Source organism: Lacibacter sp. MH-610 (assembly GCF_045780045.1).
Lineage (GTDB): Bacteria > Bacteroidota > Bacteroidia > Chitinophagales > Chitinophagaceae > Lacibacter.
Map to the genome: position 1 here is coordinate 82580 of NZ_CP116002.1, position 24762 is coordinate 107341.

Annotated in this window: 26 protein-coding genes; 15 read left to right on the forward strand and 11 right to left on the reverse strand. The window is 40.4% G+C overall.

Annotated features, from left to right (window positions below; genetic code table 11):
- Positions 1 to 120: 120 nt before the first annotated feature.
- Positions 121 to 717, reverse strand: a complete 597-nt coding sequence (locus tag PDL71_RS00370) for a response regulator (protein ID WP_407523998.1) — start codon at positions 715 to 717, stop codon at positions 121 to 123.
- Positions 714 to 1943: a sensor histidine kinase gene (locus PDL71_RS00375; RefSeq protein WP_407524000.1), complete on the reverse strand. Its 1230-nt coding sequence runs from the start codon at positions 1941 to 1943 to the stop codon at positions 714 to 716. Before PDL71_RS00375 ends, PDL71_RS00370 begins: the two co-directional genes overlap by 4 nt.
- A gap of 177 nt (positions 1944 to 2120) precedes the next feature.
- On the opposite strand from PDL71_RS00375, the gene uvrB reads away from it, so the two are divergent.
- The 10 genes from uvrB (at position 2121) to PDL71_RS00425 (ending at position 12050) form a co-directional block, all read left to right on the forward strand.
- Positions 2121 to 4160 carry an excinuclease ABC subunit UvrB gene (gene uvrB / locus PDL71_RS00380; RefSeq protein WP_407524002.1) on the forward strand — a complete coding sequence of 680 codons (2040 nt, stop codon included), beginning with the start codon at positions 2121 to 2123 and terminating at the stop codon, positions 4158 to 4160.
- A gap of 37 nt (positions 4161 to 4197) precedes the next feature.
- A complete protein-coding gene (locus tag PDL71_RS00385) occupies positions 4198 to 4407 on the forward strand; it encodes a hypothetical protein (RefSeq protein WP_407524004.1) in 210 nt (69 codons plus the stop codon).
- Positions 4400 to 4861, forward strand: a complete 462-nt coding sequence (locus tag PDL71_RS00390) for a hypothetical protein (RefSeq protein WP_407524006.1) — start codon at positions 4400 to 4402, stop codon at positions 4859 to 4861. The genes PDL71_RS00385 and PDL71_RS00390 overlap by 8 nt, the downstream gene beginning before the upstream one ends.
- Before the next feature lie 45 nt (positions 4862 to 4906).
- Entirely contained in the window at positions 4907 to 5647 is a 741-nt protein-coding gene (locus tag PDL71_RS00395) for a ParA family protein (protein ID WP_407524008.1), read from the forward strand.
- Between the two features lie 233 nt (positions 5648 to 5880).
- Positions 5881 to 6066, forward strand: coding sequence for a hypothetical protein (locus PDL71_RS00400; RefSeq protein WP_407524010.1), 186 nt, complete (start codon positions 5881 to 5883; stop codon positions 6064 to 6066).
- 157 nt (positions 6067 to 6223) lie between these two features.
- Entirely contained in the window at positions 6224 to 9142 is a 2919-nt protein-coding gene (polA, locus tag PDL71_RS00405; protein WP_407524012.1) for a DNA polymerase I, read from the forward strand.
- A 190-nt stretch (positions 9143 to 9332) separates the two neighbouring features.
- The gene (locus PDL71_RS00410) at positions 9333 to 9713 is read left to right on the forward strand and encodes a hypothetical protein (RefSeq protein ID WP_407524014.1); all 381 of its coding nucleotides are present in this window, start codon (positions 9333 to 9335) and stop codon (positions 9711 to 9713) included.
- Between the two features lie 2 nt (positions 9714 to 9715).
- Positions 9716 to 10324 (forward strand): YdeI/OmpD-associated family protein, encoded by a 609-nt coding sequence (locus tag PDL71_RS00415; protein ID WP_407524016.1) that lies wholly within the window; start codon positions 9716 to 9718, stop codon positions 10322 to 10324.
- Between the two features lie 35 nt (positions 10325 to 10359).
- Positions 10360 to 11022 (forward strand): DsbA family protein, encoded by a 663-nt coding sequence (locus tag PDL71_RS00420; RefSeq protein ID WP_407524018.1) that lies wholly within the window; start codon positions 10360 to 10362, stop codon positions 11020 to 11022.
- A 98-nt stretch (positions 11023 to 11120) separates the two neighbouring features.
- Positions 11121 to 12050: a 1-phosphofructokinase family hexose kinase gene (locus PDL71_RS00425; protein ID WP_407524020.1), complete on the forward strand. Its 930-nt coding sequence runs from the start codon at positions 11121 to 11123 to the stop codon at positions 12048 to 12050.
- Between the two features lie 38 nt (positions 12051 to 12088).
- On the opposite strand, the gene PDL71_RS00430 is transcribed toward PDL71_RS00425, so the two are convergent.
- The 9 genes from PDL71_RS00430 to PDL71_RS00470 all read right to left on the reverse strand — a co-directional run bounded on the left by PDL71_RS00430 (position 12089) and on the right by PDL71_RS00470 (position 19277).
- Positions 12089 to 15385, reverse strand: a complete 3297-nt coding sequence (locus PDL71_RS00430; RefSeq protein ID WP_407524022.1) for a VPS10 domain-containing protein — start codon at positions 15383 to 15385, stop codon at positions 12089 to 12091.
- Between the two features lie 89 nt (positions 15386 to 15474).
- Positions 15475 to 16002: a DinB family protein gene (locus tag PDL71_RS00435; protein WP_407524024.1), complete on the reverse strand. Its 528-nt coding sequence runs from the start codon at positions 16000 to 16002 to the stop codon at positions 15475 to 15477.
- Between the two features lie 119 nt (positions 16003 to 16121).
- Positions 16122 to 16508 (reverse strand): YciI family protein, encoded by a 387-nt coding sequence (locus tag PDL71_RS00440; protein WP_407524026.1) that lies wholly within the window; start codon positions 16506 to 16508, stop codon positions 16122 to 16124.
- 24 nt (positions 16509 to 16532) lie between these two features.
- Positions 16533 to 17003 carry a DUF1801 domain-containing protein gene (locus PDL71_RS00445; protein ID WP_407524028.1) on the reverse strand — a complete coding sequence of 157 codons (471 nt, stop codon included), beginning with the start codon at positions 17001 to 17003 and terminating at the stop codon, positions 16533 to 16535.
- 10 nt (positions 17004 to 17013) lie between these two features.
- Positions 17014 to 17538, reverse strand: a complete 525-nt coding sequence (locus tag PDL71_RS00450) for a DinB family protein (RefSeq protein ID WP_407524030.1) — start codon at positions 17536 to 17538, stop codon at positions 17014 to 17016.
- Complete coding sequence (locus PDL71_RS00455; RefSeq protein ID WP_407524032.1) at positions 17535 to 17894, reverse strand: TfoX/Sxy family protein; 360 nt, start codon at positions 17892 to 17894, stop codon at positions 17535 to 17537. The genes PDL71_RS00450 and PDL71_RS00455 overlap by 4 nt, the downstream gene beginning before the upstream one ends.
- Positions 17895 to 17905: 11 nt before the next feature.
- A complete protein-coding gene (locus tag PDL71_RS00460; RefSeq protein WP_407524034.1) occupies positions 17906 to 18406 on the reverse strand; it encodes an SRPBCC domain-containing protein in 501 nt (166 codons plus the stop codon).
- Positions 18406 to 18885, reverse strand: coding sequence for a DUF6265 family protein (locus PDL71_RS00465; RefSeq protein ID WP_407524035.1), 480 nt, complete (start codon positions 18883 to 18885; stop codon positions 18406 to 18408). Before PDL71_RS00465 ends, PDL71_RS00460 begins: the two co-directional genes overlap by 1 nt.
- Positions 18885 to 19277 (reverse strand): VOC family protein, encoded by a 393-nt coding sequence (locus PDL71_RS00470; RefSeq protein ID WP_407524037.1) that lies wholly within the window; start codon positions 19275 to 19277, stop codon positions 18885 to 18887. Before PDL71_RS00470 ends, PDL71_RS00465 begins: the two co-directional genes overlap by 1 nt.
- 218 nt (positions 19278 to 19495) lie before the next feature.
- Between PDL71_RS00470 and PDL71_RS00475 the strand changes: the two genes are divergently transcribed.
- The 5 genes from PDL71_RS00475 (at position 19496) to PDL71_RS00495 (ending at position 24754) form a co-directional block, all read left to right on the forward strand.
- Positions 19496 to 19849, forward strand: a complete 354-nt coding sequence (locus PDL71_RS00475; RefSeq protein WP_407524039.1) for a YciI family protein — start codon at positions 19496 to 19498, stop codon at positions 19847 to 19849.
- 69 nt (positions 19850 to 19918) lie between these two features.
- Entirely contained in the window at positions 19919 to 20518 is a 600-nt protein-coding gene (locus PDL71_RS00480; RefSeq protein ID WP_407524041.1) for a DinB family protein, read from the forward strand.
- A 75-nt stretch (positions 20519 to 20593) separates the two neighbouring features.
- The gene (locus PDL71_RS00485; RefSeq protein WP_407524043.1) at positions 20594 to 21865 is read left to right on the forward strand and encodes an RNA polymerase sigma factor; all 1272 of its coding nucleotides are present in this window, start codon (positions 20594 to 20596) and stop codon (positions 21863 to 21865) included.
- 87 nt (positions 21866 to 21952) lie between these two features.
- Positions 21953 to 22177: a hypothetical protein gene (locus tag PDL71_RS00490; protein WP_407524045.1), complete on the forward strand. Its 225-nt coding sequence runs from the start codon at positions 21953 to 21955 to the stop codon at positions 22175 to 22177.
- Between the two features lie 171 nt (positions 22178 to 22348).
- Entirely contained in the window at positions 22349 to 24754 is a 2406-nt protein-coding gene (locus PDL71_RS00495) for a zinc-dependent metalloprotease (protein ID WP_407524047.1), read from the forward strand.
- Positions 24755 to 24762 lie beyond the last annotated feature (8 nt).

A 24762-nucleotide genomic window follows, 5' to 3' on the forward strand; every position in this document is an offset into this window, starting at 1 on the left:
CAAATGCAATCTCTGCAGAAATATGATTTCGGCAAATACTCCAAAATAGGTACAGCACCTGCATGCAGTATTGTGCAGGACCGTTTAAAAACACGGTTTTGTAGAATAAAAAATGAATAGCTACCCTTCTCTGCTCAACAAATATGTAAGCTGCGAAAAACTGCTGATGTCATTTTTCTGCATCATGCGGCGGCGATGTGTTTTCACTGTTTCTTCACTGATATATAGTTGCTGGGCTATCTGCTTGGACGAAAGGCCTTGTGCAACCAATGTAGCAATCTGTTTTTCTCTTGTTGTAAGTGTGAGTTTAACAGAGGGCGCAGATTTTTCCTTTTGATAAATTTTATGAAAAGCCATTTGTACGGCTGCCAGCAGTTGACGGTCGTTATAAGGTTTCACCACATACATTACCGGTTCCTGCACAAATGCAGCCTCCAGTGTTTTGGTATCAGTGTAGGCAGTAAGAAAAATAATTTCGCTTTGGTATTGCTGTTTTAACTGGCCTGCCAGTGTAATGCCATCCATACTGCCTTTAATGTTGATATCACAAAGAATCAGGGCCGGTGGTTCTGCAGCTTGGCGGCAAAGTTCTAATGCTGTAGTTCCATCAGCAGCAACTCCGATAATTTGATAATCCTCTTCCAGCAATAACTCTTCAATAGCTGCTGCAGTAATCAGTTCATCTTCTACAATGAGAATGGTTGTATTTTCTTTCATATGCCTGATGTTATACTGATAGTTGATTTTGTTCCTTGTTTATGTTCCACCTGTATAGATGCACCCAACTGCTGCACAAGCGTTTCTATTAGTTTCATTCCAAAGGAATTTTTTGAATGCGCCTGTTTCTGTATGCCTTTACCATTATCTGCAACTTCCAGCAATAGTTCTGAGGTTGTTTGTTTTAAATAAACAGTTACCCTTGGTTCATTTATACCCTGAAATGCATGCTTAAATGAATTCGTGACTAATTCATTTACCACAAGACCAATAGAAACCGCCCTGTCAATATCCAGCGTTTGATTTGTTAATTGCACTTCCGTGAATACTACAGACGGCGGAAATCCAAAACTTTCTGCCAGGGATGCGCAAAGATGTTCCAGGTATTCTCCCATATTCACCGCAGCCAACTCATGATTCAGATATAATTTCTGATGAATTAAAGCCATTGCATTTACACGGGTGCGTCCTTCCTCCAAGGCCATTCGGGCTTCTGCATCTTTCACCCTGTTTGATTGCAATGACATGAGACTGCTCACCACCTGCAGATTATTTTTTACCCGGTGATGCAGTTCTTTAATCAATGCTTCGATGTACAGGTTTTTTTCATTTGTCTGAACATACAATCGCTCCAGTTCTTCTTTTTGTAATCGAATAGTTTTTTGCTCCCGGTCATAGCTTTTACGGAAGATCCAGATGGTAAATGAAGTAAAGAAGGTGATATAGAGCAATACAATTCCATAATCAATAAACCGCTGTTCTTTTGTTTCATAAGGTATCACCCATTGCGGGTTTAAATACTCTAATAAAAAAATAGCTAACAGTGCGGCACAATACATGGCATAAATCCAGCCCTGCATAAAAAGCGGTGCTATAAAAATGTAAATGAAAAGTAACATGATGATAAGATAGGCTACAGGTCCGTTTGACCCCCCGTTGTAAAAATGTAAAGGACCCAGTAGTAGAATGGCTGCAACTGAATATAAAAAAATAAGGGAAGGCGAAAATTGCTGTTTGATTCTTGATACATAAAACACTAATAAAGAAGTAATCATCCCTCCAAATCCAAGCCAGATAGTAGTAATATGTAAGTCGAGGAAAAAATTAAACGTAGTAGCCTGTGCACAAAAAAGAAAAATGATACAACTGGTTAAATTAAATACACGGTGCTCAAACGTGTACTGAGAATAATCACCTGTTATAAGGTGGTAAAATCGTTTCAACATGGTAACAGAATCAATGGTAATACAATGGGAACGTAAGCAATGCCTTAAATTTAGGGATGTTCGTTTAACTTTCAATATTCTGTTTGATACAGCAGGATAGGAAAGCCCTGACAGGAATAAAAACCGTTTTTTGAATGATGAATTCAAAGACAGGATAACTTCGTAGTAAATTGAGCGATGCCCTTTCAGCTTCATACACCTTACCAACCGGCCGGTGATCAACCGGAAGCCATCCGTCAACTAACGGATGGGATTCTTCGTGGAGAAAAATACCAGACACTGTTGGGAGTAACCGGCAGCGGAAAAACTTTCACCATTGCCAATGTGATTCAGAATGTACAGAAACCAACACTGGTACTTACGCATAACAAAACACTGGTGGCACAATTGTATGGAGAGTTCAAACAGTTTTTTCCGGAGAATGCAGTGGGCTATTTTGTAAGTTACTACGATTATTATCAGCCGGAAGCCTATATGCCGGTGAGTGATACTTACATTGAAAAAGATTTAAGCATCAATGAAGAGTTAGACAAACTTCGTCTGCAGGCTACGAGTGAACTGCTTAGTGGCAGAAGAGATATTATCGTGGTAGCCAGTGTGAGTTGTATTTATGGTATGGGCAATCCAACTGATTTTGAAAACGGCATCATCCGCATTGCTAAAAAGCAAACCATTTCACGACAAGGTTTTTTGCATTCATTGGTCAACAGTTTGTACAATCGCTCCACTACTGATTTTACAAGGGGCACTTTTCGAGTAAAAGGCGATACAGTGGATATTAATCTATCTTATGTTGACTTCGGTTATCGTGTTACTTTCTTTGGCGATGAAATTGAAGAGATAGAAACCATTGAAATCAAAAGCGGTAAGCGCATTGGCAAAGTAGATAATGCAGCCATCTTTCCTGCCAACTTATACGTTGCACCTAAAGATATGATGCAGCAGATCATCTATGAAATCCAGGATGAAAGTGCGGCACAGGTGGAATATTTTAAATCAGTGGGCAAGTATATTGAAGCACAACGTTTGAAAGAACGTACGGAATATGACCTTGAAATGATTCGTGAGCTGGGTTATTGCAATGGTATTGAAAACTATTCACGGTTTTTTGATCGTCGTCAACCGGGTACAAGACCCTTCTGTCTGCTGGATTATTTTCCCAAAGATTATTTGATGGTGATTGATGAAAGCCATCAAACCATTCCGCAGGTGAGTGGTATGTATGGTGGAGACAGAAGCAGAAAGTTAGTATTAGTTGATTATGGATTTCGATTGCCCAGTGCATTAGATAACCGCCCGCTTAACTTTCATGAGTTTGAAAGTATGCTCAACCAGGTGGTGTTTGTAAGTGCTACGCCTGATGATTATGAATTGCAGCAAACAGAAGGGGTGGTGATTGAGCAGGTAGTACGACCAACAGGACTATTGGATCCACCGATTGAAATTCGCCCCAGTGTAAATCAGATTGATGATCTCTTAGATGAAATTGATAAACGTGTGAAAAAGGGTGATCGGGTTTTAGTAACCACATTGACCAAACGCATGGCCGAGGAAATGGATAAATACCTGCAACGCATCAGCATCAAATCAAAATACATTCACAGCGAAGTACACACATTAGACCGTGTGGAAATTTTAAGACAGTTACGCTTAGGCGAAATTGATGTACTTGTGGGTGTGAACCTGTTGCGTGAAGGTTTGGATCTTCCTGAAGTTTCGCTCGTAGCGATTCTTGATGCCGATAAAGAAGGTTTTTTGCGTAACGAAAAAAGCTTAACCCAAACAGCAGGTCGTGCTGCACGTAATGCTGAGGGTTTGGTCATCTTTTATGCTGATACCATGACGGAAAGCATGCGCCGCACCATTGAAGAAACCAACCGCCGTCGTGAAAAACAAATTGCCTTCAACATCGAACATGGTATTACGCCCAGCACCGTGAAGAAATCCATTGAGCAGGTGATGAAACAAACTTCTGTACTTGATATCAAGGGTTATGATACCTCCAGGCCTTACGCCCTTTCGCCGGATGGTGAACTGGTAACCATGGCTGCAGAAGAGCAGGAAGAATACAAAACCATTCCCCAAATGGAAAAAGCCATTGCCAAAATCAAAAAAGCAATGGAGAAAGCAGCCCGTGATCTGGACTTTATGGAAGCTGCCCGTTTACGGGACGAAATGTTTCGGTTGCAAAAGGAGTTGGATGAGATGAAGAAGTAAAGTTTCTATTTGTAACTTTATACAAATTAAGATGGGTATGGCCGACTATGAATTTGATAGAACAGCATTTGAAATCCTCACATTTGAAGAAGCTGATAATCGTATGAATGATCATCGTCATTTATCATGGATGGAGCGGTTACACCTCGCAAGACATTTGATAAGTATAGCATACGGCTATCTGAAACAGGAGGAGCCGCAAATGGATAAAACAGTTTTCTCTATGCGAAAAATTCATAATGCCTGATATTTTTAACCATGATTTCCGGGATTTCATTGATGCCTTAAATAAAAATGAGGTGCGTTATTTGCTTGTGGGAGGCTATGCCGTTATTTTACATGGTCACGCAAGAACTACTGGCGACATGGACATATGGGTAGAATGCACAAAAGAGAATTATGTGAAACTGGTAAAAGCGTTTAAAGTATTCAGAATGCCTGTTTTTGATATGACAGAAGAAAATTTTCTGAATACAGAAAAGCATGATGTTTTCAGGTTTGGCAGAAACCCTGTGGCAATAGACATAATGACTAAAATGTCAAATTTCAATTTTGAAGAAACCTATAAAAAGGTTACCTGGTTTGAAGATGAGGATCTGAGAATTCCAGTAATCCATATCAATACGCTGATAGAAGCAAAAAAAGCTGCCGGCAGGCAAAAAGACCTGAATGATCTTGAATGGTTAGGTAATAGTGAATAATTTCCTTTCCTTTTCTTACCTTAACCATCCAAAAAAATCAGCCATATGTTTACGTTTGCCTTATTTAATCTGAAAGGTGGTGTTGGTAAAACTGCCTCCTGTGTCAACTTTGCTTACCTCGCTGCAAAAGATGGTTATAAAACACTGCTATGGGATATTGATCCGCAGGGAGCCACTTCTTTTTACTACAATGTAAAGCCCAAGCAAAAAATTCTGATGAAGGACCTGGTGGGGAAGGATGCAGAGCTTGCAGAAAACATCATGAGTACACAGTATGAAAATTTAGATATCATTCCGGCTGATATTACAGCTAAAGCACACGATGTGATGATTGATGAAATGCAGGCTTCCAAAAAACGATTGGCGACTGTACTCAAACAGTTGAAAGATGAATATGATTTTGTGTTTATTGATTGTCCGCCCGGCTTAAGTTCGTTGGCAGAAAATATTTTCAATGCATCAGATATTGTATTGATGCCGGTAATTCCTACCACGCTTTCTATCCGTACTTATCATATGGTAAAAGATTTCTTCAAAGAAAAAGCGATTGACATCAAAAAAATGGCTTGCTTTTTTACTATGACAGATCTGCGCCGCAATATGCACAATGAAGTAATGGAAGAGTTGTACAAAGACAAACGCTTCTTTGAAAACTATATTCCTTATTTAAGTGATGTTGAAAAGATGGGTGTGCACAAAGCACCGCTGGAAGAATTTGCACGCAGCAGTTATGCTGCACAATGCTACCGTGATTTGTGGGAAGAAATTAAAGAAAGTGTATTATAAACAATTACGAATCACAATAAAACTATAGCAACATCATTATTCATTGATACGTATTAAAGACTATCAAAAACAAGTGAATCAATCATTCCTCATTGGAGAATTACGTAATATTACGGTGCATAAAGTAGTAACCCTTAATTTTTAAAAATCCATTTTCTGTGTTTTGTTATTTCAAATGGCGTTTGTACATTTGAATTGTCCAATTATTCAAGAAAAACTAAAATTCCAATACAATGAAAAAACCATTGCGTTTCTTCTCGTTCGTATTTTTCCTCTTCGCCATTTATTTAAACGTTTTTTACAAGGAAGATTCTTTCCTGGCTCGTATTGCTTCAGGCAAACCTGCTGCTGTTAAGCAACAGTTGGCTGAAACAAAACAGGTAAAGGCTTCTGAAACGACTGTTGCAGAGGTAAAATAAATCAACACACGATAGATCGTTTTTAACAATAGGTGACTATTGCAGGCTAGTCCGTACCCTATATTTTTTGCCTGTCCAGAATTTTCTCATAATGTAAGTTTTGCGGAGGTGGTTTCTACCACCTCCTGTATTTGTTTGTGCCCGTTTTACTCAAAAAATGCATCAATGGTTTGCTAATGGTGTGGCAGGCACTTACCTTAGCAATATGGCTGAAAAAAAATTATTTCTCTTAGATGCATTTGCACTCATCTTCCGTGCTTACTATGCACTCATCCGCAATCCACGTAACACTTCTAAAGGCAAAAACACCAACGCACAGTTTGGTTTTACCAATACATTGATTGATCTCATCAATAATCAGAAACCTACTCATATGGCTGTTTGTTTTGATACAGCCGCACCCACCGAACGTCATACAGATTTTGCTGATTATAAAGCCAACCGACAGGAAGCGCCTGAAGATTTGCTGGCATCGGTTCCGGATATAAAGAAAATCATTCGTGGTTTTAATATTCCTGTTATGGAAGTGGATGGCTTTGAAGCTGATGATGTGGTGGGCACTCTAAGCAAGCAGGCAGCAGCAGCCGGTTATGAGGTGTACATGGTTACACCTGATAAAGATTATGGTCAATTAGTAACCGAACAAATTAAAATTTATAAACCCGGTTACCAGGGAGGTGATGTAGAAATTATGGGGCCTGCTGAAGTATGTGCCAAGTGGAACATAAAAGAAGTAAGCCAGGTGATTGATATTTTGGGAATGATGGGTGATAGTGTGGACAATATTCCGGGCATTCCCGGTGTGGGTGAAAAAACAGCTGCTAAATTATTAGCGGAATACGGAACACTTGAAAATGTATTGGCCAATGCTGATCAGATTAAAGGAGCGATGGGTGAAAAAGTACGCAACGGAAAAGAGCTGGCTCTGATGAGTAAAAAACTGGCCACAATAATTACCAATGTCCCTGTGGAGTTTCATGAAGAAGATTTTCGTTTGAAAGAATGGAATAAAGAAATGCTGAAAGAAGTGTTTGCCGACCTTGAATTTAAAACTTTAGGCAAGCGTTTGCTGGGAGAAGACTTTAATGCATTTCCTGCTGCACCCGTTGGTGTACAAACAGATTTGTTTGGAAACGTAGTAAATACTACCATGGGTGAAGTACGGAAAGAAACAAAAAAAACAGAAACAAAATCATTAAGTGAAGCCACCGGAAGTACAGAAACTGATGAAGAAACATCTTCAATAGCAACCGCTACCAGCAATATTCATAATACACCGCATGAATACCACGCTCTCACGAATGAAACTGAAATCAAAAATTTTATTACTGAATTAGCAAAGCAAAAAGAAATCTGCTTTGATACAGAAACTACCGGCATAGATGCGAATGATTGTGAACTGGTGGGATTGAGCTTCTCCTACGAAGCACATAAAGGTTATTATATTCCATGCCCTGTTGACCGGGAGGCAACCCAAAAAATCCTTTCGTATTTCAAAGAACTATTTGCTGATGAAACTAAAATATGGATCGGCCAGAATACCAAGTATGATCTATTAGTGCTGAAATGGTATGATATTGAAATTAAAGGAACTTTATTTGATACCATGCTGGCGCATTATGTAGTGGAGCCGGATGGCAAGCGAAGCATGGATGATTTGAGTGCACAGTTCCTGGGTTATGAACCGGTGCACATTGAAGAACTCATTGGCAAAAAAGGAAAGAACCAGGGTAATATGCGGGATGTGGAGCTGGAAAAAATTAAAGAATATGCAGCTGAAGACGCTGACATCACCTTCCAGTTAAAACATGCATTATTTCCCAAGCTGAAAGAAAAAGAGGTAGAGCGTGTTTTTTATGAAGTGGAAAATCCATTGGTGAAAGTACTCACAGACATGGAGTTTGAAGGCATTAAAGTGGATGTGAATTTTTTAAATGATTACAGTAAACAGTTAGAGAAAGAAGGTAAGGAAGCTGAGCAAAGAGTGTATGAATCAGCCGGGTTAAAATTCAACCTCGCATCGCCCAAGCAATTAGGCGAAGTGCTGTTTGATCATCTGAAGCTGGATCCTAAAGCCAAAAAAACAAAAACCGGTCAATATGCAACCGGTGAAGATGTATTGCTGAAGTTGGCCCATACATCACCGATAGTAGCTGATATCCTGGCGTTTCGTGAGCTAACAAAATTAAAATCAACCTACGTAGATGCACTGCCTTTGTTGATCAACCGCAAAACCGGCAGGGTGCATACTACCTACGGACAGGCAGTGGCAGTAACAGGTCGCTTAGCCAGCAATAATCCCAATCTACAGAATATTCCCGTTCGCACAGAAAGAGGAAAAGAAATCCGTAAAGCATTTATAGCTAGAGATGAGAATCATGTATTGCTGAGTGCCGACTATTCACAAATTGAATTACGCATTGTAGCCGCCATCAGCGGTGATCCTGCCATGTGTGAAGCATTTATTCAGAACAAAGACATTCATACCGCTACAGCTGCAAAAGTTTACAAAGTAGAAGAGAAAGATGTAACCAAAGAAATGCGTTACAAAGCCAAGAGTGTGAACTTTGGAATCATCTATGGTCAGGGTGCATTTGGTTTGGCAGATAACCTGGGTATCAGTCGCACAGAAGCCAAAGAAATCATTGATAACTACAAAAAGGAATTTGCTGGTATTCAGAAGTACATGGATGACACCATCAACTTTGCAAGAGAGCATGGTTATGTACAAACATTGATGGGCAGGAAACGATGGTTGAGAGATATCAATTCTGCCAATTTTACGGTACGTGGTTTTGCAGAACGTAATGCTATCAACTCTCCTATTCAGGGAACAGCGGCTGATATGATTAAACTGGCCATGATCAAAACACATCAAACCTTGAAAAAAACATCACTCAAAAGCAAAATGATTTTACAGGTGCATGATGAACTGGTGTTTGATGTGGTAAAAGAAGAGGTAGAAGAAATGAAAGCCTTGATTTTAGAATGTATGCAAACAGCTATGCCATTGCCCAACAGTGTACCTGTTATTGCAGAAGCAGGAACGGGTTTGAATTGGCTGGAAGCGCATTAATATTTCAAACTATTAGATTAAGTTGCTGAAAGGATTTCTAACAATATGTTTTTGCATTATTACAATTTGTGTTAATTCTCAAGTAGTTGACACAGTAAGTTTTCATTACTCAAAATACTCGACACATAAAACTGAAATCATACATAAGTTCAACCATAAGATTACAGTTTATAAATTGGGGTTTTATGAAATGAGCGTAACCGGTAATGACAGTGTCTATAATATTCTTTATGAAGAAGTTGAAAAAGAAGAATATGAAAAGTATTTAAAAAGTCGGATAGATTTTGAAAAATGCAAACCTTGTTGGCAAAAGATCTATGACAAGAATGGATTTTTAAAATGGGAAGGCCTCTTTAATACTGACTGCCCGATTGGAGAATTTAGAGAATATGAAAACGGTAACCTTTTAATTGTTTCAAATTGGAGAGGAACCACTAAAGAAGAGCGAGAGGTGTTGTTTATTAATCAATGCAGCATAAAGCATGGAATTTGGACTTATTTTAAAAACGGAATTATTAGTAAAACTGAAACATATCTTGACAATAAACTAATCGAAACTAAAAATTTTTAGTCATGATTAAAACCGACCCCCGCATTGATGCTTACATAGCCAAAAGTGCCCCCTTTGCACAACCCATCTTAACACATCTTCGCAAACTGGTGCACAAAGCTTGCCCGCAGGCAGAAGAAAAAATGAAATGGAGTATGCCGCATTTTGATTACAAAGGCGAAATGATGTGCAGCATGGCCGCATTTAAACAACACTGTTCCTTTGGATTCTGGAAAGCAGCGCTCATGAAAGACCCCGCTTTAATGGCAATTGCAAAGAGTGAAGTAGCCATGGGGCACCTGGGCCGTATTACTTCATTAAAAGATTTACCATCAGACAAGCAACTGATTGCTTACATCAAAGAAGCGATGAAACTGAATGATGCAGGTATCAAAGTAGCAAAAGAAAAACCGGCGGCTTCCAAAGAGATGAAAACTCCTGCTGATTTAATGGCTGCCCTAAAAAAGAATAAAAAAGCATTGGCCCATTTTGAAAAATATCCGCCCAGTCACAAAAAAGAATACATCCTTTGGATTGAAGAAGCCAAACGGGAAGAAACAAGGGCAAAACGCATTGAACAAACAGTAGAATGGGTGGCAGAAGGTAAGCAGCGTAACTGGAAATACATGTAATAAGTTACTGCAGCATCTTCACTTAACTTTGCACCATGCAACCTCTTTTAATTTATTGCTACGATGCGTATTGCGGATGGTGTTATGGTTTCAGCCCGGTCATCAAACAAATAGCTGAAGACTACCAATCAAAATTACATACAGAAGTATTAAGCGGCGGTATGGTATTACCGGAAGAACCGGTACACATCAGTGCTACTGCCGGTTATATTCAAGGTGCGTATAAGCGTGTGGAAGAATTAACAGGTATTCAATTTGGCAAAGATTATTTATGGCACATCAATAACCCTGATGAAAGCGACTGGTTTCCTTCGTCTGAAAAACCGGCTATTGCCATGAGCATTTTCAAAGAAATGTATCCTGACAGGCAGGTTCAATTTGCAGCTGATCTGCAGTATGGTCTTCATTACGAAGGAAGAGATTTAACGGATAATGAAGCCTATCGCCACTTATTAGAAAAATATAAGATAGATGCTGATGATTTTTATGATAAACTGAAAAGTGAGGCTTATAAAGAAAAGGCTTACTACGAATTTCAATTATGCAAACAATTACAGGTAACCGGCTTTCCGCAGGTGTTGATGCAGGCAACAGAAAATAAATTTCATCTGCTGGCCCGTGGCTATACAGATTATGAAACGCTCCAAAAGCGGATTGACCTGGTGCTGCACGAACTGGATTCTCACCTGTACAACTAAAAGACTGTTTATTGTTTTTGCCCGGTGTGATAAAAATCATCATACCAACTTCTTTGTACAGCGGCTGAAACTCTACTTTTGCTCTTCAATTTCTTCTCATGATTCTTACCATCACATTGAATCCTTGCATTGATAAAAGTTCAACGGTTGAAAAATTCAAACCTGAAAGCAAGCTCCGTTGTACAGAAGTTGTGAATGAACCCGGTGGCGGCGGTATTAATGTAAGTAAAGCACTGCAGCGTTTAGAAGCATCTTCAGTTGCACTTTTTCCAGCCGGCGGACATAATGGTAATATGCTCTGCTCTTTATTGAAAGACGAGAATATTTTGTTTCATGCGGTTGATACCAAAGTAGAAACAAGGGAGAACTGGATTGTACTGGAATCATCTACCAACAATCAATATCGTTTCACCTTTCCCGGACGTGCTGTGCAGGAAGAAACTATTAAAGCATTGATTGATCAGATTCGTTCCTTTTCCCCTTCCTATGTTGTTGCAAGCGGCAGCTTGCCTCCGGGTCTGCCTGACTATTTTTATGGATTGATTGTGAAAAATGCTGCGGCTGTTGGTGCTAAATGCATTGTTGATACCAGTGGTCCTGCATTGCAGGCATTAAAAGGAAAGCATGCTTACATGATCAAACCCAATATTGGTGAACTGTGTAAAATGCTCAATGTGGATTGGCTGGATAAAGAAGAAGTACCGGAAGCCGCACAACAGGCTATTAAAGATGGCTATGCTGAAATCATGGTGGTATCTATGGGTCCGGATGGTGCCTGGCTGGTAACAGAAGATAAACGTTATTTCTGCAAAGCACCGCAAGTAGAAAAAAGAAGTACGGTTGGTGCAGGTGATAGTATGGTGGCCGGTATTACATATATGTTACAGAAAGAACGTCCGCTGCGTGAAGCCATCCGTTTTGGTGTGGCATGTGGCAGTGCTGCTACTATGAATGAAGGCACACAGTTGTTTAAGAAAGAAGATGCGGAAAAATTATTCTCCATCATCAATCAAAACCATAATGCATAACAAAAAGGGGTTCAGCAAGCTGAACCCCTTTTTGTTTTTTAATTTCCTCCTTTCCATTCCGGCATTCTTCCCGGTGCATAAGGAGCTCCGTTTTTCTCTAACATATCTTCCAGTTTTTTGACTTCTGCTGCTATAGCCTTCAGTTCATTATAAACAGGGGTGAATTCACTTGCTGCTGTTTCATACGAACTGATTTGTGTTTGGGTAGGTGCAGCAGTGGTATTCCACAATGATCCAATGATGTAAAATACCCGGCCGCTTATAGACGGTGCTGTTTCAAATTCTCTTCTTGCCAAACTGCCATCGCCGTTCAGCAACCGGTTAACATTGTTCAACCGTACTTCCAGTTCCCGGATTGCTTTTGTAATATCTGTTGATTGTTTCGGTGCATCCAATGCTGCCTGTTTCATATAACGCAGTTTGTTTGCCAATTCACCTCTGTATTCATTGCTGGCCTGTAGTACACGGCTCAACTCTGCAATTTTTTTACAAAACTCATCCAATGCTTTTTTATCTGTTGCAGGAAGTGTAGCGGTGTTAAGTGAAACTGCTTTAAAACTTTGCGGCGCCACTAACTCGCTATAAGTGCCATCTTCAAATTTGCTGAGTGATACGGTATAATTGCCGGGCAACGCCATATATCCCTGGTCAGGACTGCTGAAAGCAAATGATTCATCAAAAGGTGTAAAATCAACCGGACCGAAAGGCGCCGTACGAAAATCCCACACAATTCGCTTCAACCCTTTTTTAGCAGGTGCTTTTATTCTTCGTACCACATTACCCTTTTCATCGGCAATTGTAAATAATAGATGTGGTGCAGGTTGATCATCTTCCAATCGCAATGAATCAGCCGGGGGATAATGCACTGCTTCACCTTTCTTAATTTTTTCAGCTTCAGCAGTACGTCGTTTTTCTTTTATGGTTTTGATATCGTCTTTGAGGTAATATGTAAACACAGCTCCGGGTTTGGGGTTTTCTGCGGTATAAAAATTTTCACCCTGGAAACCTTTGCCACGAACACCCAGCGGAGTTGACTGCACATACATCCACGCATCTTTTACCGGGAACATAGCAGCAGGCTTTTCCATTACTTCCTTTGTAATATGACGCAGCGGTGTATAATCATCCAGCACATAAAACCCACGGCCAAAAGTGGCAATCACCAAATCATTTTCCCTTTTCTGAATTTCAATATCACGAACGGCAATCGTAGGCAACCCACCTCTCAATTGAATCCACTTTTCTCCTCCATCTACACTTGTAAAAACGCCAAACTCTGTACCAATAAATAACAAATTTTTGTTGATATGGTCTTCTGCTATGGAATATACACTTCCTCTTTCGGGCAAATTGTTTTGTATGGCTTTCCATGTTTTACCGCCATCTGTAGTTTTAAATACATAGGGTTTAAAATCACCCATGCGGTGATTGTTGAACACCGCATAAGCTGTGTTCTTATCATGTTGTGAAGTGATTACCTGGTGTACATAGCAGAGATTAGGCACACCTGCAATATTATCCACCTTCATCCAGTTCTTTCCGCCATCGGTTGTTACATGAATCAAACCATCATCAGTACCGGCATATAAAACATTTTCATCCAACTTACTTTCAGCAAGTGTTGTAATTTGTCCGTAAATATCTGTTGATCCGTTTTTAGCAATGGCATCCATGCTCCACACTTTACCCATCACCGGAATTTTATTACGATCGATCTGTCTTGATAAATCGCCACTGATTTCCTTCCATGTATTACCTCTATCATCACTGCGAAGTACTTTATTGGCTGCATGATAAATACGTTTATTATCAAACTGGGAAATGACTAACGGCGCATCCCAGTTCCACCTGTAGGCAGGAGCTCCTTTTGGTTCCTGTGCCTGGATGAATAAATATTCACCGCTCTTTCTGTCGTAACGTGTAAGTGCACCATATTGCGCCTGCGCATATACGATATCAGGATTACTTTGATCTACCTGGCTTTCAAAACCATCACCCAAACTGGTGAAATACCAATCAGAATTAAAAATACCATTGGAACTTAAGGTACGTGAAGGACCTCCTAAGCTGAAATTATCCTGTGTACCACCGTGTATGTGGTAAAACGGAAATGCATTATCAGTAGCTACTTTATAAAACTGTGTGATGGGAAGGTTTTCTTTAAAATCCCAGTTCACACCTTCATCAAAGCTTTCATATACGCCACCATCACAACCAACCAGGTAATGACTGGTGTTATTGGGATTGATCCAGATAACATGATTATCAATATGCTTATTCTTTTCACCCAGGATCGAAAAGTTTTTGCCGCCATCTCTACTTACACCGAAATAAGTATTGATGATAAAAACTTTATTGATGTCTTTAGGATCACAATAAATTTTGTTGTAATAATTACCACTGGTGAAATAACCGCTTTGTTTTTCCCAGCTTGCACCACGGTCAGTACTTTTAAAAGTGCCGCCTTTACCATCATTGGCTTCTACCACACAATACAGCACATCGGGATTCACAGGTGAATAATTCAAACCGATTCTTCCCAGATCTCCTCCCGGCAATCCATTCATAATCTTATTCCAGGTAGCACCTCCATCTGTACTTTTATACAAGGCAGATTCAGGACCACCACCAATGTAGGTAAACACTTTTCGCTGACGCTGGTGTGCTGCTGCATATACAATATTAGGGTGACTTGGATCCACCATTACTTCATTAAATCCCGTATGCTCACTTACAAACAACACCTGCTTCCATGTTTTACCACCATCTGTTGTTTTGTAAATACCACGTTCGCCACCACTACTCCACAAAGGACCATAAGCCGCAACGTAAACAATATCACTGTTTGTTGGATCAATGGCAATACGACCGATATGTTCTGAATTTTTCAACCCCACATTCTTCCAGCTCTTGCCGCCATCTTCTGTTTTATACAAACCATCACCATACGCTACACTGCGCTGATTATTATTTTCACCACTGCCTACCCAAACAACATTGGGGTTATTGGGATCCATCGCCAGGCAGCCGATGGAGTAAGAACCTTCTCCATCGAAAACAGGTTCGTAAGTGATCCCTGCATTTTTTGTTTTCCACACACCACCCGATGCAGCAGCTACATAGTATTCACTGATATTAGTTGGATTCACCACAATATCAGCAACACGACCTGAAGTGATAGCAGGGCCAACACTGCGAAACTTTAAATCGTTGAGTAAAGATGTATTGAAAACATCTTTTGTCTCTGCGGCTGCCGGTGGAGCCGTTTGCTTTTTTTGTGCGGTTGTAACGAACGCTGATAAAAAGAGAAGGAAGAACATGGTAAGTCTGATCATAAACATGGTTTTGATTGTAAAAAGAAAGGTAATAAAAAAAGCTGTCCTTCAGGAGAAACAGCTTTCTGTTCATGGTTATTTAATTCCGTTTAAAATAATTTTTCATTGGGTGGTTTAATACCCAGCAGACGGATATAGATAGTAGCCTGCCCACGGTGGTGACCCTGGTGTTCAAATGCTTTGTTGATCCACGCAAATCTTGTTTCCTGGAAATTGCCTCTGCCAAAACGCTCAAACAGTTTGGAAGCATCCATGTTGGTAATACTTTCAATGGCATAATCATAACTTGCCAGTACATAGTAAATTACTGAATCAGCTTGTTGGGCGCTTGTTCTTTGTTCCAGGTTTTGCCCCTGCCAGATGCGTGCTGCACCGGTGCCATTAGCTACCAATCCAACATTTCCCTGTGCCAGGTGCAGCATTTGCTGAGCAAAAGTTCTTACACTATCCTGTGCACGGAAACTATACTTGTCTTTCGGCATAGCATCCAGGTATTCTTTGGTATAAGTTTTGGCACGCTGCCAGTCTTTGATGAATTGTGCTTTAATGGAATCTGCCAGTTGTGCATGAACTGTAACAGAAGTAAAAAGCAATAAAAACAAAATTCCTTTTTTCATGATGAATGATTTTGTGAGTTAAAAATTATTGGCGTTTTTACTTTGCTGTTAAGCTTACCGGATACTTTACAAAAAGATGATTTCTGAAAGCAGAAATGTATTCATGCTGATCCGGTTTTCTATTTACAGGCACCTACTGCTATTCCGTAAGGCAATACTTTTGCCAGCATGATTTTATTTTTTACTGCCGGGTCATTCATCATAAAATCAGTGGCTTCTTTTTCATCTTTAGCATAAAAGATTACCAGGCCCATCATATCGGGATCATTGGTTTCTAATTGGGTACGACCGGCCAGCAACACCACACCTTCTTTATTCATTTGAACCAACCGTTTAAAATGTTCACCAACCACAGCTTCGTCTGCTTTAGTCCAGTTTTTATCATCTTGAAATTTGGGAGCCAGTGTGAGTATGCCCAGCCATTGTTTTGGTTTTATCTTGGTTGAATCCTGTGCAAATGAATGTGTTGATGCAATGATGCAAATGAAAAAAAGAATCTGTTTCATAACAATTAATAAGGGATTAGAATTTTATTTTTTCTTACGATGGTCTTTAAACCCTGATTCATACATGTTAATCCAGTCGTCAACTGTAATTTTTGATGCCAGTTCACCAATAAGTTCATACGGAATGTCTTCCGGTTTTTTGTAGCGGATGCAACTCTTGCCCATATCCAGTTTCTTAGGTGATGCTTTGGCATGTGCTTCCTGAAACCATTTAAGCAGTTTTGCATCAGCATAAATGCCCATATGATATAAATTGATGGAGTTTTTTTGCGAAGCAAGACCCATAAAAGGCAACGGATCTTTGGGATTGCAATGATAACCGGCAGGATAAATGGAATGAGGAACACAATAGCCCATCATACCATAACCCATGGCTTCTTTAAATCCCTTGGGCAGATTCTTTTTAATTACAGAGCGAAGTTTTTTCATTGCCTGCTGCCTGTCTTCCGGCACTTCAGCCAGGTATGCTTCTACAGTTGTTGCTTTGGATTGCATACGTACTTGTTTAAAAATTTAAAATACGGAAAAATGAAGGCCATGGCCCCATCTCCTCTTTATATTGCTTAGCCATCACTCTTGTTATTTGTGCTATATGGGTGAGATCATGCACCACCCAGGTGCTCAACAGATTTTTAAGACTTACTTCGCCCAAAGAAGGATGCATGCCTTTCTTCTCCAAATCTTCGTTGGTTAAATTGAGTGATTGCAGCCACTGTACATTTTGCTTTCTAACCCGTTCAAACTCCTGCAACAGTTGCACCACACTTTTTCCTTTACTCTCTTCATATTGTGCAAACCGGTCATACGGTTCAAATGGTTTGGACAAACCCTGTTCCAGGATAATTTTAGCTCTCGGAACCCAATCTGTTTTTTCGCCATGTATTAAATGACCGATTACATCATAAGGCGAAAATGTTTCCGGGCCTTCATCATTCATCACCCAGCTATCATCAATACCTTCCAATAATGCTTTTAATACAACCGGGGTTCTTTCTAATACCTGAACAGATGCGGTTACACTGTAATTCATTTCTTTTTTGTTGATGTTTTTTTACGGGATGCTTTAGCAACAGCATTGTACTCCAGTGCCAGTTGAATCCAGTAGTTGAGTTTTACCTTGGTTGTGAGTACATCTGCATCTACAAATACAAATCCTTTCATCACTTTGCAGGTAAAGTCCATCGGGTAGCAACCTTCTTTTTTCATGACCTCATCATACTTATCCGGGTTTAACCGAACCATCAACCTTTCCTTTTCAACTCCAATCGCCATTTTATCATTCACCATAAAGCATAGCCCGCCAAACATTGCTTTCTCTTCTACGTTTGAATGGGTTTGTGCAATCAGTTCCCTCGTTCTTTGTGCAAGCTTTTCATTATAGGCCATAGAACAGCTTTTTAAAGATTTAATAGTTTACCAATCCCCTCTTTTTTATTTCTCAAATCAATGCCATGTTGGTACACAGATTTCAGATTGGTGAGATAATAAGTCCAGCCGGTTTTACAACCTACATGCCACATGTATTTACCTTCCTCATTTTCAGGAATCTGTTCCTGCTGCAACTCTACAATTGTTTCTCCCTGCGCTTTATAAATACGGACGGTACAAATGCCTGCTTTTCCAAAACTGAATTTGAAATAGTCGGCTCCATTGCAATCTAAGATGGTTCCATGCTCCACGGTTTCATCAGGCCATCCATACCAAAGCCATTTATAGGTATCGCCTATTTGCACAGGCTCATCACCTGCACGAATAACGCCTTCAGCAGAAGCATATTCACTCATTCTTAAAAACCAGCTTTCAATACCTGCTCTTGTGGCCCAAGCAGCATAGAGTTTATCAAATGGTGCGTTCACATCCATGCGCACTGTAAATTCATTCCACTTTATCGCTCCCATTATTTATTTCTTTTTCTCGAATAATAAAATTCCGCTTTCCGCTCCGGTGTGTCAAGCCCATCATCCACACGTGCATAAATGGAGTCTTTATTTACAAAATTGTAACTGATGCGTTTGGGAAAATCATGCTCTTTGTTTTCTGCTACAAAGCCGCTATCAGAAAATTTTGTAATGGTAAATGCAACAGGCAGTTCATTGTTTTGCCCTGCAGCTTTGGCTTCATAATAAAAAGAATCACTTCTTAAAAAAATCCTGATAGTTTCAAACGGAACAACAGAATCACCTTTTACAAAATCGGAGCGGCCTTCCAGGAGTGTATCACTTACCTGCTTCCAGCTTTCTGTAACCAACCCATCACCTTCAGGCATTTGCCATTCACCAAGCAATGATTGAAAAGATGCTACAGTTTGCTGCTTTGCATGTTTGTCTGATGCACAGGCGCAAAAAAGTACGAACAACAGAATGAATGGATGCTTCATTATAAATATTTTTCAGGTACACTGTGCAATGCAATACGGTTACCCTCTGTATCTAAAAAAACAGCCATGTAACCATACTCTTCTGAAATTTGGGTTTTAGGCACCATGATTTTTCCTCCGGCTGCCTCTACTTTGCTTAATACATTTTGCACATCCGGATTGCCATTGAGGTAAATGAGCGGGCCATCCGTAGCAGAAGGTTTGTGAAAACCGCCGCTGTCAACTACTGCTCCGCCAACGCCGTTCATGGGATCGTCTAACGGAAACATCCTCATTTTAATATTAGGCAAGTCAAGCGGGTTGAGCTTAATATTAAAAATGGCTTCATAAAATTTTGTTGCTCTGTCAATATCGGAGGCCGGTATTTCAAACCAGCTGATCGCATCCTTCATGTTATGATTGTTTTAAGGTTTTGATATAAATAAGTAACAGCCCCCTGATGCGGAACCCCCTCTGTCAGTTGGCATTACCAATGTATCTTATTTTTTTGGCCCTTCATAGTATATTAGTATAAGCGGCTGAAAAAAAATTTTACAGATCCTGTCCGGATCAGGTACAGCTCCCTCGTCAATTGTTAAATCAATTTTTTTAACCGATTAAAAAATCAATTATGGAAAAGTTTATGTTATTGTTTGAAGGGCCAATGCCAGCTCCTGAAGCTGCATCGCCGGAAGCTATGCAGGAAATCATGGGCAAATGGTTTGCCTGGATTGAAAAGTTATCAAAAGACGGCCGTTATGTAACCGGCGAACCTTTGCTCCCCGGCGGAAAAATTTTGAAAGGAAGCCATAAAAATGTGGTAGACGGTCCGTTTACAGAAGGAAAAGAAATCATTGGTGGCTTTTTTATTATTAATGCCAGGGATTATGAAGAAGCTGCAGCGCTCTGTGAAGATTTTCCTGACTATGCTACCGGCGGCAATGTAATTATTCGGCAGGTGCAGAAAGTAGAAATGCCCGCTTAAACTTGCAAATGGAAGAAGGAGCATGTAACTTGTTCTTCTTCCATTTTCTTTAACCTTAAAATTACAATTATGAAAAAGTGGTTTGTAGTCCTCCTGGTACTGCTTTCTTTCAGCTTCATTTCAAAAAACACTGCCATAACAGAAGAAGAAAGAAAAAATGCCATTGCCTATTTTAAAGAAACACAAAAAGCATTGGCCGATGAACTGAAGGGCCTCAGCGAAAATCAATTGAACTGGAAACCTGCAGACTCGGTGTGGAGTGCTGCGGGTTGTGCAGAGCATATTGCTATATCAGAAAAAAACCTGTTTGACTGGTATGGCGGTATCATGAAAGCTCCTGATGCACCGGAAAGAAGAAGCGAATTAAAAATGACTGATGACATGATCAAAGGAATGCTCACTAACAGAACCTTTAAAGTAAAAACAAGAGAAGGATTTTATCCTACGGGCATGAGCGCTTCAAATGCATTGGCTTTGTTTAATGAACGTCGTGAAGCTCTGATTAAATACATGAGCGAAACCAAAGAAGATATGCGGAACCATATAGCAGAAACACCGCTGGGTTTGGTGGATGGTTATCAACTCCTGTTATTTTTATCAGCCCACACCAAACGTCACACATTGCAGATAGCAGAGTTAAAAGCCCATCCCGATTTTCCGAAAAACTAAGCAGGTAGTGGATAAACTCCCTATAAAAGCACAGGTCAATCACCTGTGCTTTCTTAATTTTAAGAAACAGTTCCCTTGTCTTCCACAGAACCGATAGAACAAACAGTAGAGCATCTTTTTCGCCGTGAATGGGGAAAGTTAGTGGCTGCATTAACCAAGGTGTTCGGAGTTCACAACCTGCAGTTAGCTGAAGATGTGGTACAGGATACTTTGTTAGCAGCCCTTCATACATGGAAAATAAAAGGCCTTCCGGATAATCCTACCGCCTGGTTGTTTACCGCTGCACGTAATAAAGCCATTGATGTACTCCGGAATCAACAACGGGGACAGGAATATGCCAAAAAAATAACGCCATTGCTTCAGTCAGAATACACACTGGTGCCGGTAGTGCATGAGTTAGTGAATGCCAACACTATTGATGACGACCGATTACGTATGATGTTTGTTTGCTGTCATCCTTCACTTTCAACGGAAGCACAGGTTACATTAATCTTAAAAACAATCTGCGGTTTTAGTGTTACTGAAATTGCAAAAGCATTTGTAACCGGTTATGATACCATTGAAAAGCGATTGTACCGGGCCCGGCAAACCTTCCGTGATAACAAAGTAGAATTTGAATTACCGCCGCCACAGGAGCTGCAGGAAAGACTGGAGAATGTGCTGCTTTCCATTTACCTGCTATTTAATGAAGGATATAACTCCACCAACCATGAAGCCTTGATCAGAAAAGATATGATGCAGGAAGCAATGCGGTTGTGTGAGTTGATTTGCCGCAGCCCGGCTGTACCGCATGAAAATGCACATGCATTGATGGCGCTTATGTGCTTTACAGCATCACGCAACGATGCAAGATTAGACAGCAACGGGAATGTGTTGCTGCTCAAACAACAGGACCGCAGCAAATGGAACAGGGCCTTGATTGAAAACGGAATTTATCACCTGGAGCAATCTGCAGCCGGCGATCATATGAGCAAGTTTCATATTGAAGCCGGTATTGCTTATGAACATGCCATCGCCCGGGATTATGCACATACTAACTGGAATCATATTCTCAACTGTTATAACCTGCTCTACCATTCTTATCCATCACCCGTTATTGCTTTAAACCGTGCCATTGTTGTAGCTGAGTTGCACGGACCTTCAAAAGGCATTGAAACCATCAACGCCATCCCGGATATTACTTCGCTCAAAAATTATTATCTGTTACCCGCCACACTTGGCGAACTGCACTGGCAACTGAAAGAATATGATAAAGCAAGAGATTATTTTAAGGAAGCCTCCCGTCTTACACAAAGTTTAATTGAAAAACGATTGCTGGAGCAAAAGATCAAACAACCCGCACATTAAGAGGCCTCTTTTTAAGAAGGTATTGTCTTTTTTGAAGTGAGCTCTTTTGCAATCTCTCCCTAACTTTGCCTTCTCAAATTTATCGTCATGAAAAAGTGGGGATTGATACTGTTGTTTTTTGTAGCAGCCATTGTTATCAGTACTGATGTTGCTGCACAATGCTCCATCTGTACGAAAACAGCATCACAACTGGGTGAAAAACCCGCCGCTGCTTTAAACTCTGCCATCATTTATCTTATGGCCGCACCTTTTGCCATCATCGGTTTTATTGGCTGGCGCTGGTGGAAGAGCCAGAAAGAAGTTGAAGAATAAACCGTTTATACTTTCGCTTTTATCGCCTGCACTCAAATAATTATTGCCGCCCGGTAACTCCTGATGTTTTATCCTTATGATGGCGGCATTATACAGTTCCTAAATTCCGTTCATATTTTTTGGTTAAAAACTAAAGCAGTTTGGTATAACTTGTATGCCTAATCAACGCATATGAGAAAAGTATTATTCCTTTTGTTTTTTGCTCCTCTTTATTTATCAGCACAAAAAATTTCTTCGATTGAAGAAAAAACGAATGGCCTTAAGAAATATGAAGGCTATTTTCCTTTTTACTGGGATGAGAATACCGGCAAAATCTGGCTGGAAGTAGATAAGATTGATACGGAGTTTTTATATGTTGTTTCCTTACCTGCAGGTTTGGGCAGTAATGATATTGGTCTGGATCGTGGACTGTTAGGCGAAGACCGTGTTGTGAAATTCAGTAAAGTAGGAAGAAAGTTGCTGTTAATTCAACCCAACTATGGATATAGAGCTTTAAGCAATGATGCAGCAGAGAAACGAGCCGTAGAACAATCCTTTGCACAATCTACCGTTTGGGGTTTCACCGTTGAAGCTGAAAGCAATGGTAAGTACCTCGTTGATGCAACTGATTTTTTATTGCGTGATGCCATGAAGGTGAGTAACACCATCCGCCGGATGCGCCAGGGTAATTACCAGTTAGATAAAAGCAGGAGTGCTATGTATCTGCCACGCACAAAAAATTTTCCGTTCAACTCTGAGCTGGAAGCAACGGTTACCTATGTAAACAATGATGGTGAAGTAGGAAATTTTGTGCAGCCTGTAACGCCTTCTACCGAAGCCATTACGGTTCGTATTCATCATTCACTGGTACAACTGCCCGATAATAATTACAAACCAAGAGTGTTCGATCCACGCAGCAGTTTTATTTCCACTTCGTTTTATGATTATGCAAGTCCGGTAAGTGATCCCATCGAAAAATATTATATCATCCGTCATCGTCTGCAAAAGAAAGATCCAACGGCCGCTGTAAGTGAACCTGTAAAACCCATTGTATATTATTTGGATAACGGAACACCGGAGCCCATCCGCTCTGCATTACTGGATGGAGCACGCTGGTGGAACCAGGCTTTTGAAGCAGCGGGTTATAAAGATGCATTCATTGTAAAAGTATTGCCTGACACTGCTGACCCGATGGATATCCGTTACAACATGATCAACTGGGTGCATCGCTCCACTAGAGGATGGAGTTATGGTGCTTCTGTTGTTGATCCGAGAACGGGTGAAATTATTAAAGGGCAGGTGTCGCTCGGTTCATTGCGTGTGCGGCAGGATTATCTCATCTTCTCCGCCTTGCTTTCACCATTTGCCAATGGCATTCCTGCCAATGATCCCATGTTAAAAGCAGCATTGGCAAGATTACGTCAGCTAAGTGCACATGAAGTAGGGCATACCATTGGTTTAATGCACAACTATGCCAGCAGTGTAAACAACCGTGCCAGCGTAATGGATTATCCGCATCCCATGATTCGATTGAATGCGAATGGTGAAATGGATTTCTCACAGGTGTATGATGATAAGATCGGTGATTGGGATAAGGTAGCGGTTACCTGGGGTTACCAGGATTTTCCAACAAATGTGAATGAACAAACAGCATTGAATACAATTCTTGCTGATGCGAATAAAAAAGGATTGCAATTCATCAGCGACCGTGATGCACGTGCACCGGGTGGTTTGCATCCGCAGGCGCATTTGTGGGATAACGGAACCAATGCAGTAGATGAATTAAAGGAAGTGATGCGTGTGCGTACAAAAGCATTACAAGAGTTTGGAGAGAACAATATCCGTCCCGGTGTGCCTATGGCGTTTCTTGAAGATGCATTAGTGCCTGTTTATTTTTATCATCGTTATCAATTGGAAGCTGTTGCTAAATTGGTAGGCGGCATGTATTATACCTATGCATTGCGTGGCGATGGACAGATCATCACCAAAATGCTGAGTAAAACAGAGCAGCTGAATGCATTGAACGGATTGATTGATTGCATTGATCCCAAAGCCTTGATGATCCCTGATAAAATTGCAGCATTGATCCCGCCAAGACCATCCGGTTACAGCGGATCAAGAGAACTGTTCAGAAAAAGAACAGGCTTGTCGTTTGATGTATTATCACCGGCAGAAACAGGAGCAGATGTTCCTTTCTCCTTTTTATTCAACAGTGAACGGCTGAACCGTATGCAGCAGCAACAGCTCAATGGGGGACTGGGTGTAGATGAAATGATCACTATTCTCATTAATAAAACATGGAAAGCTGCAAGACGAACAGGAACAGAGGGCTTGATTCAGCAGCAAACAGAACAAATATTATTGACTTATTTACTGGCTGCATCTGTTGATGAAGCTAATTCTTACGGCGTACGTAGTGTGCTGCAAAAGCAATTGACTGAGCTGAAGAAATATATGGAAGCACAACAAAAGATTTCTGTAACATCAGCAGGACATTATCAATTGGCACTGGAACGAATGAAAGCTCCCAAAGATGCCAAACCTACCATTCATAAGGAAATACCTCCCGGCGCCCCGATTGGATGTGAGGAAGAATAGGCAATACG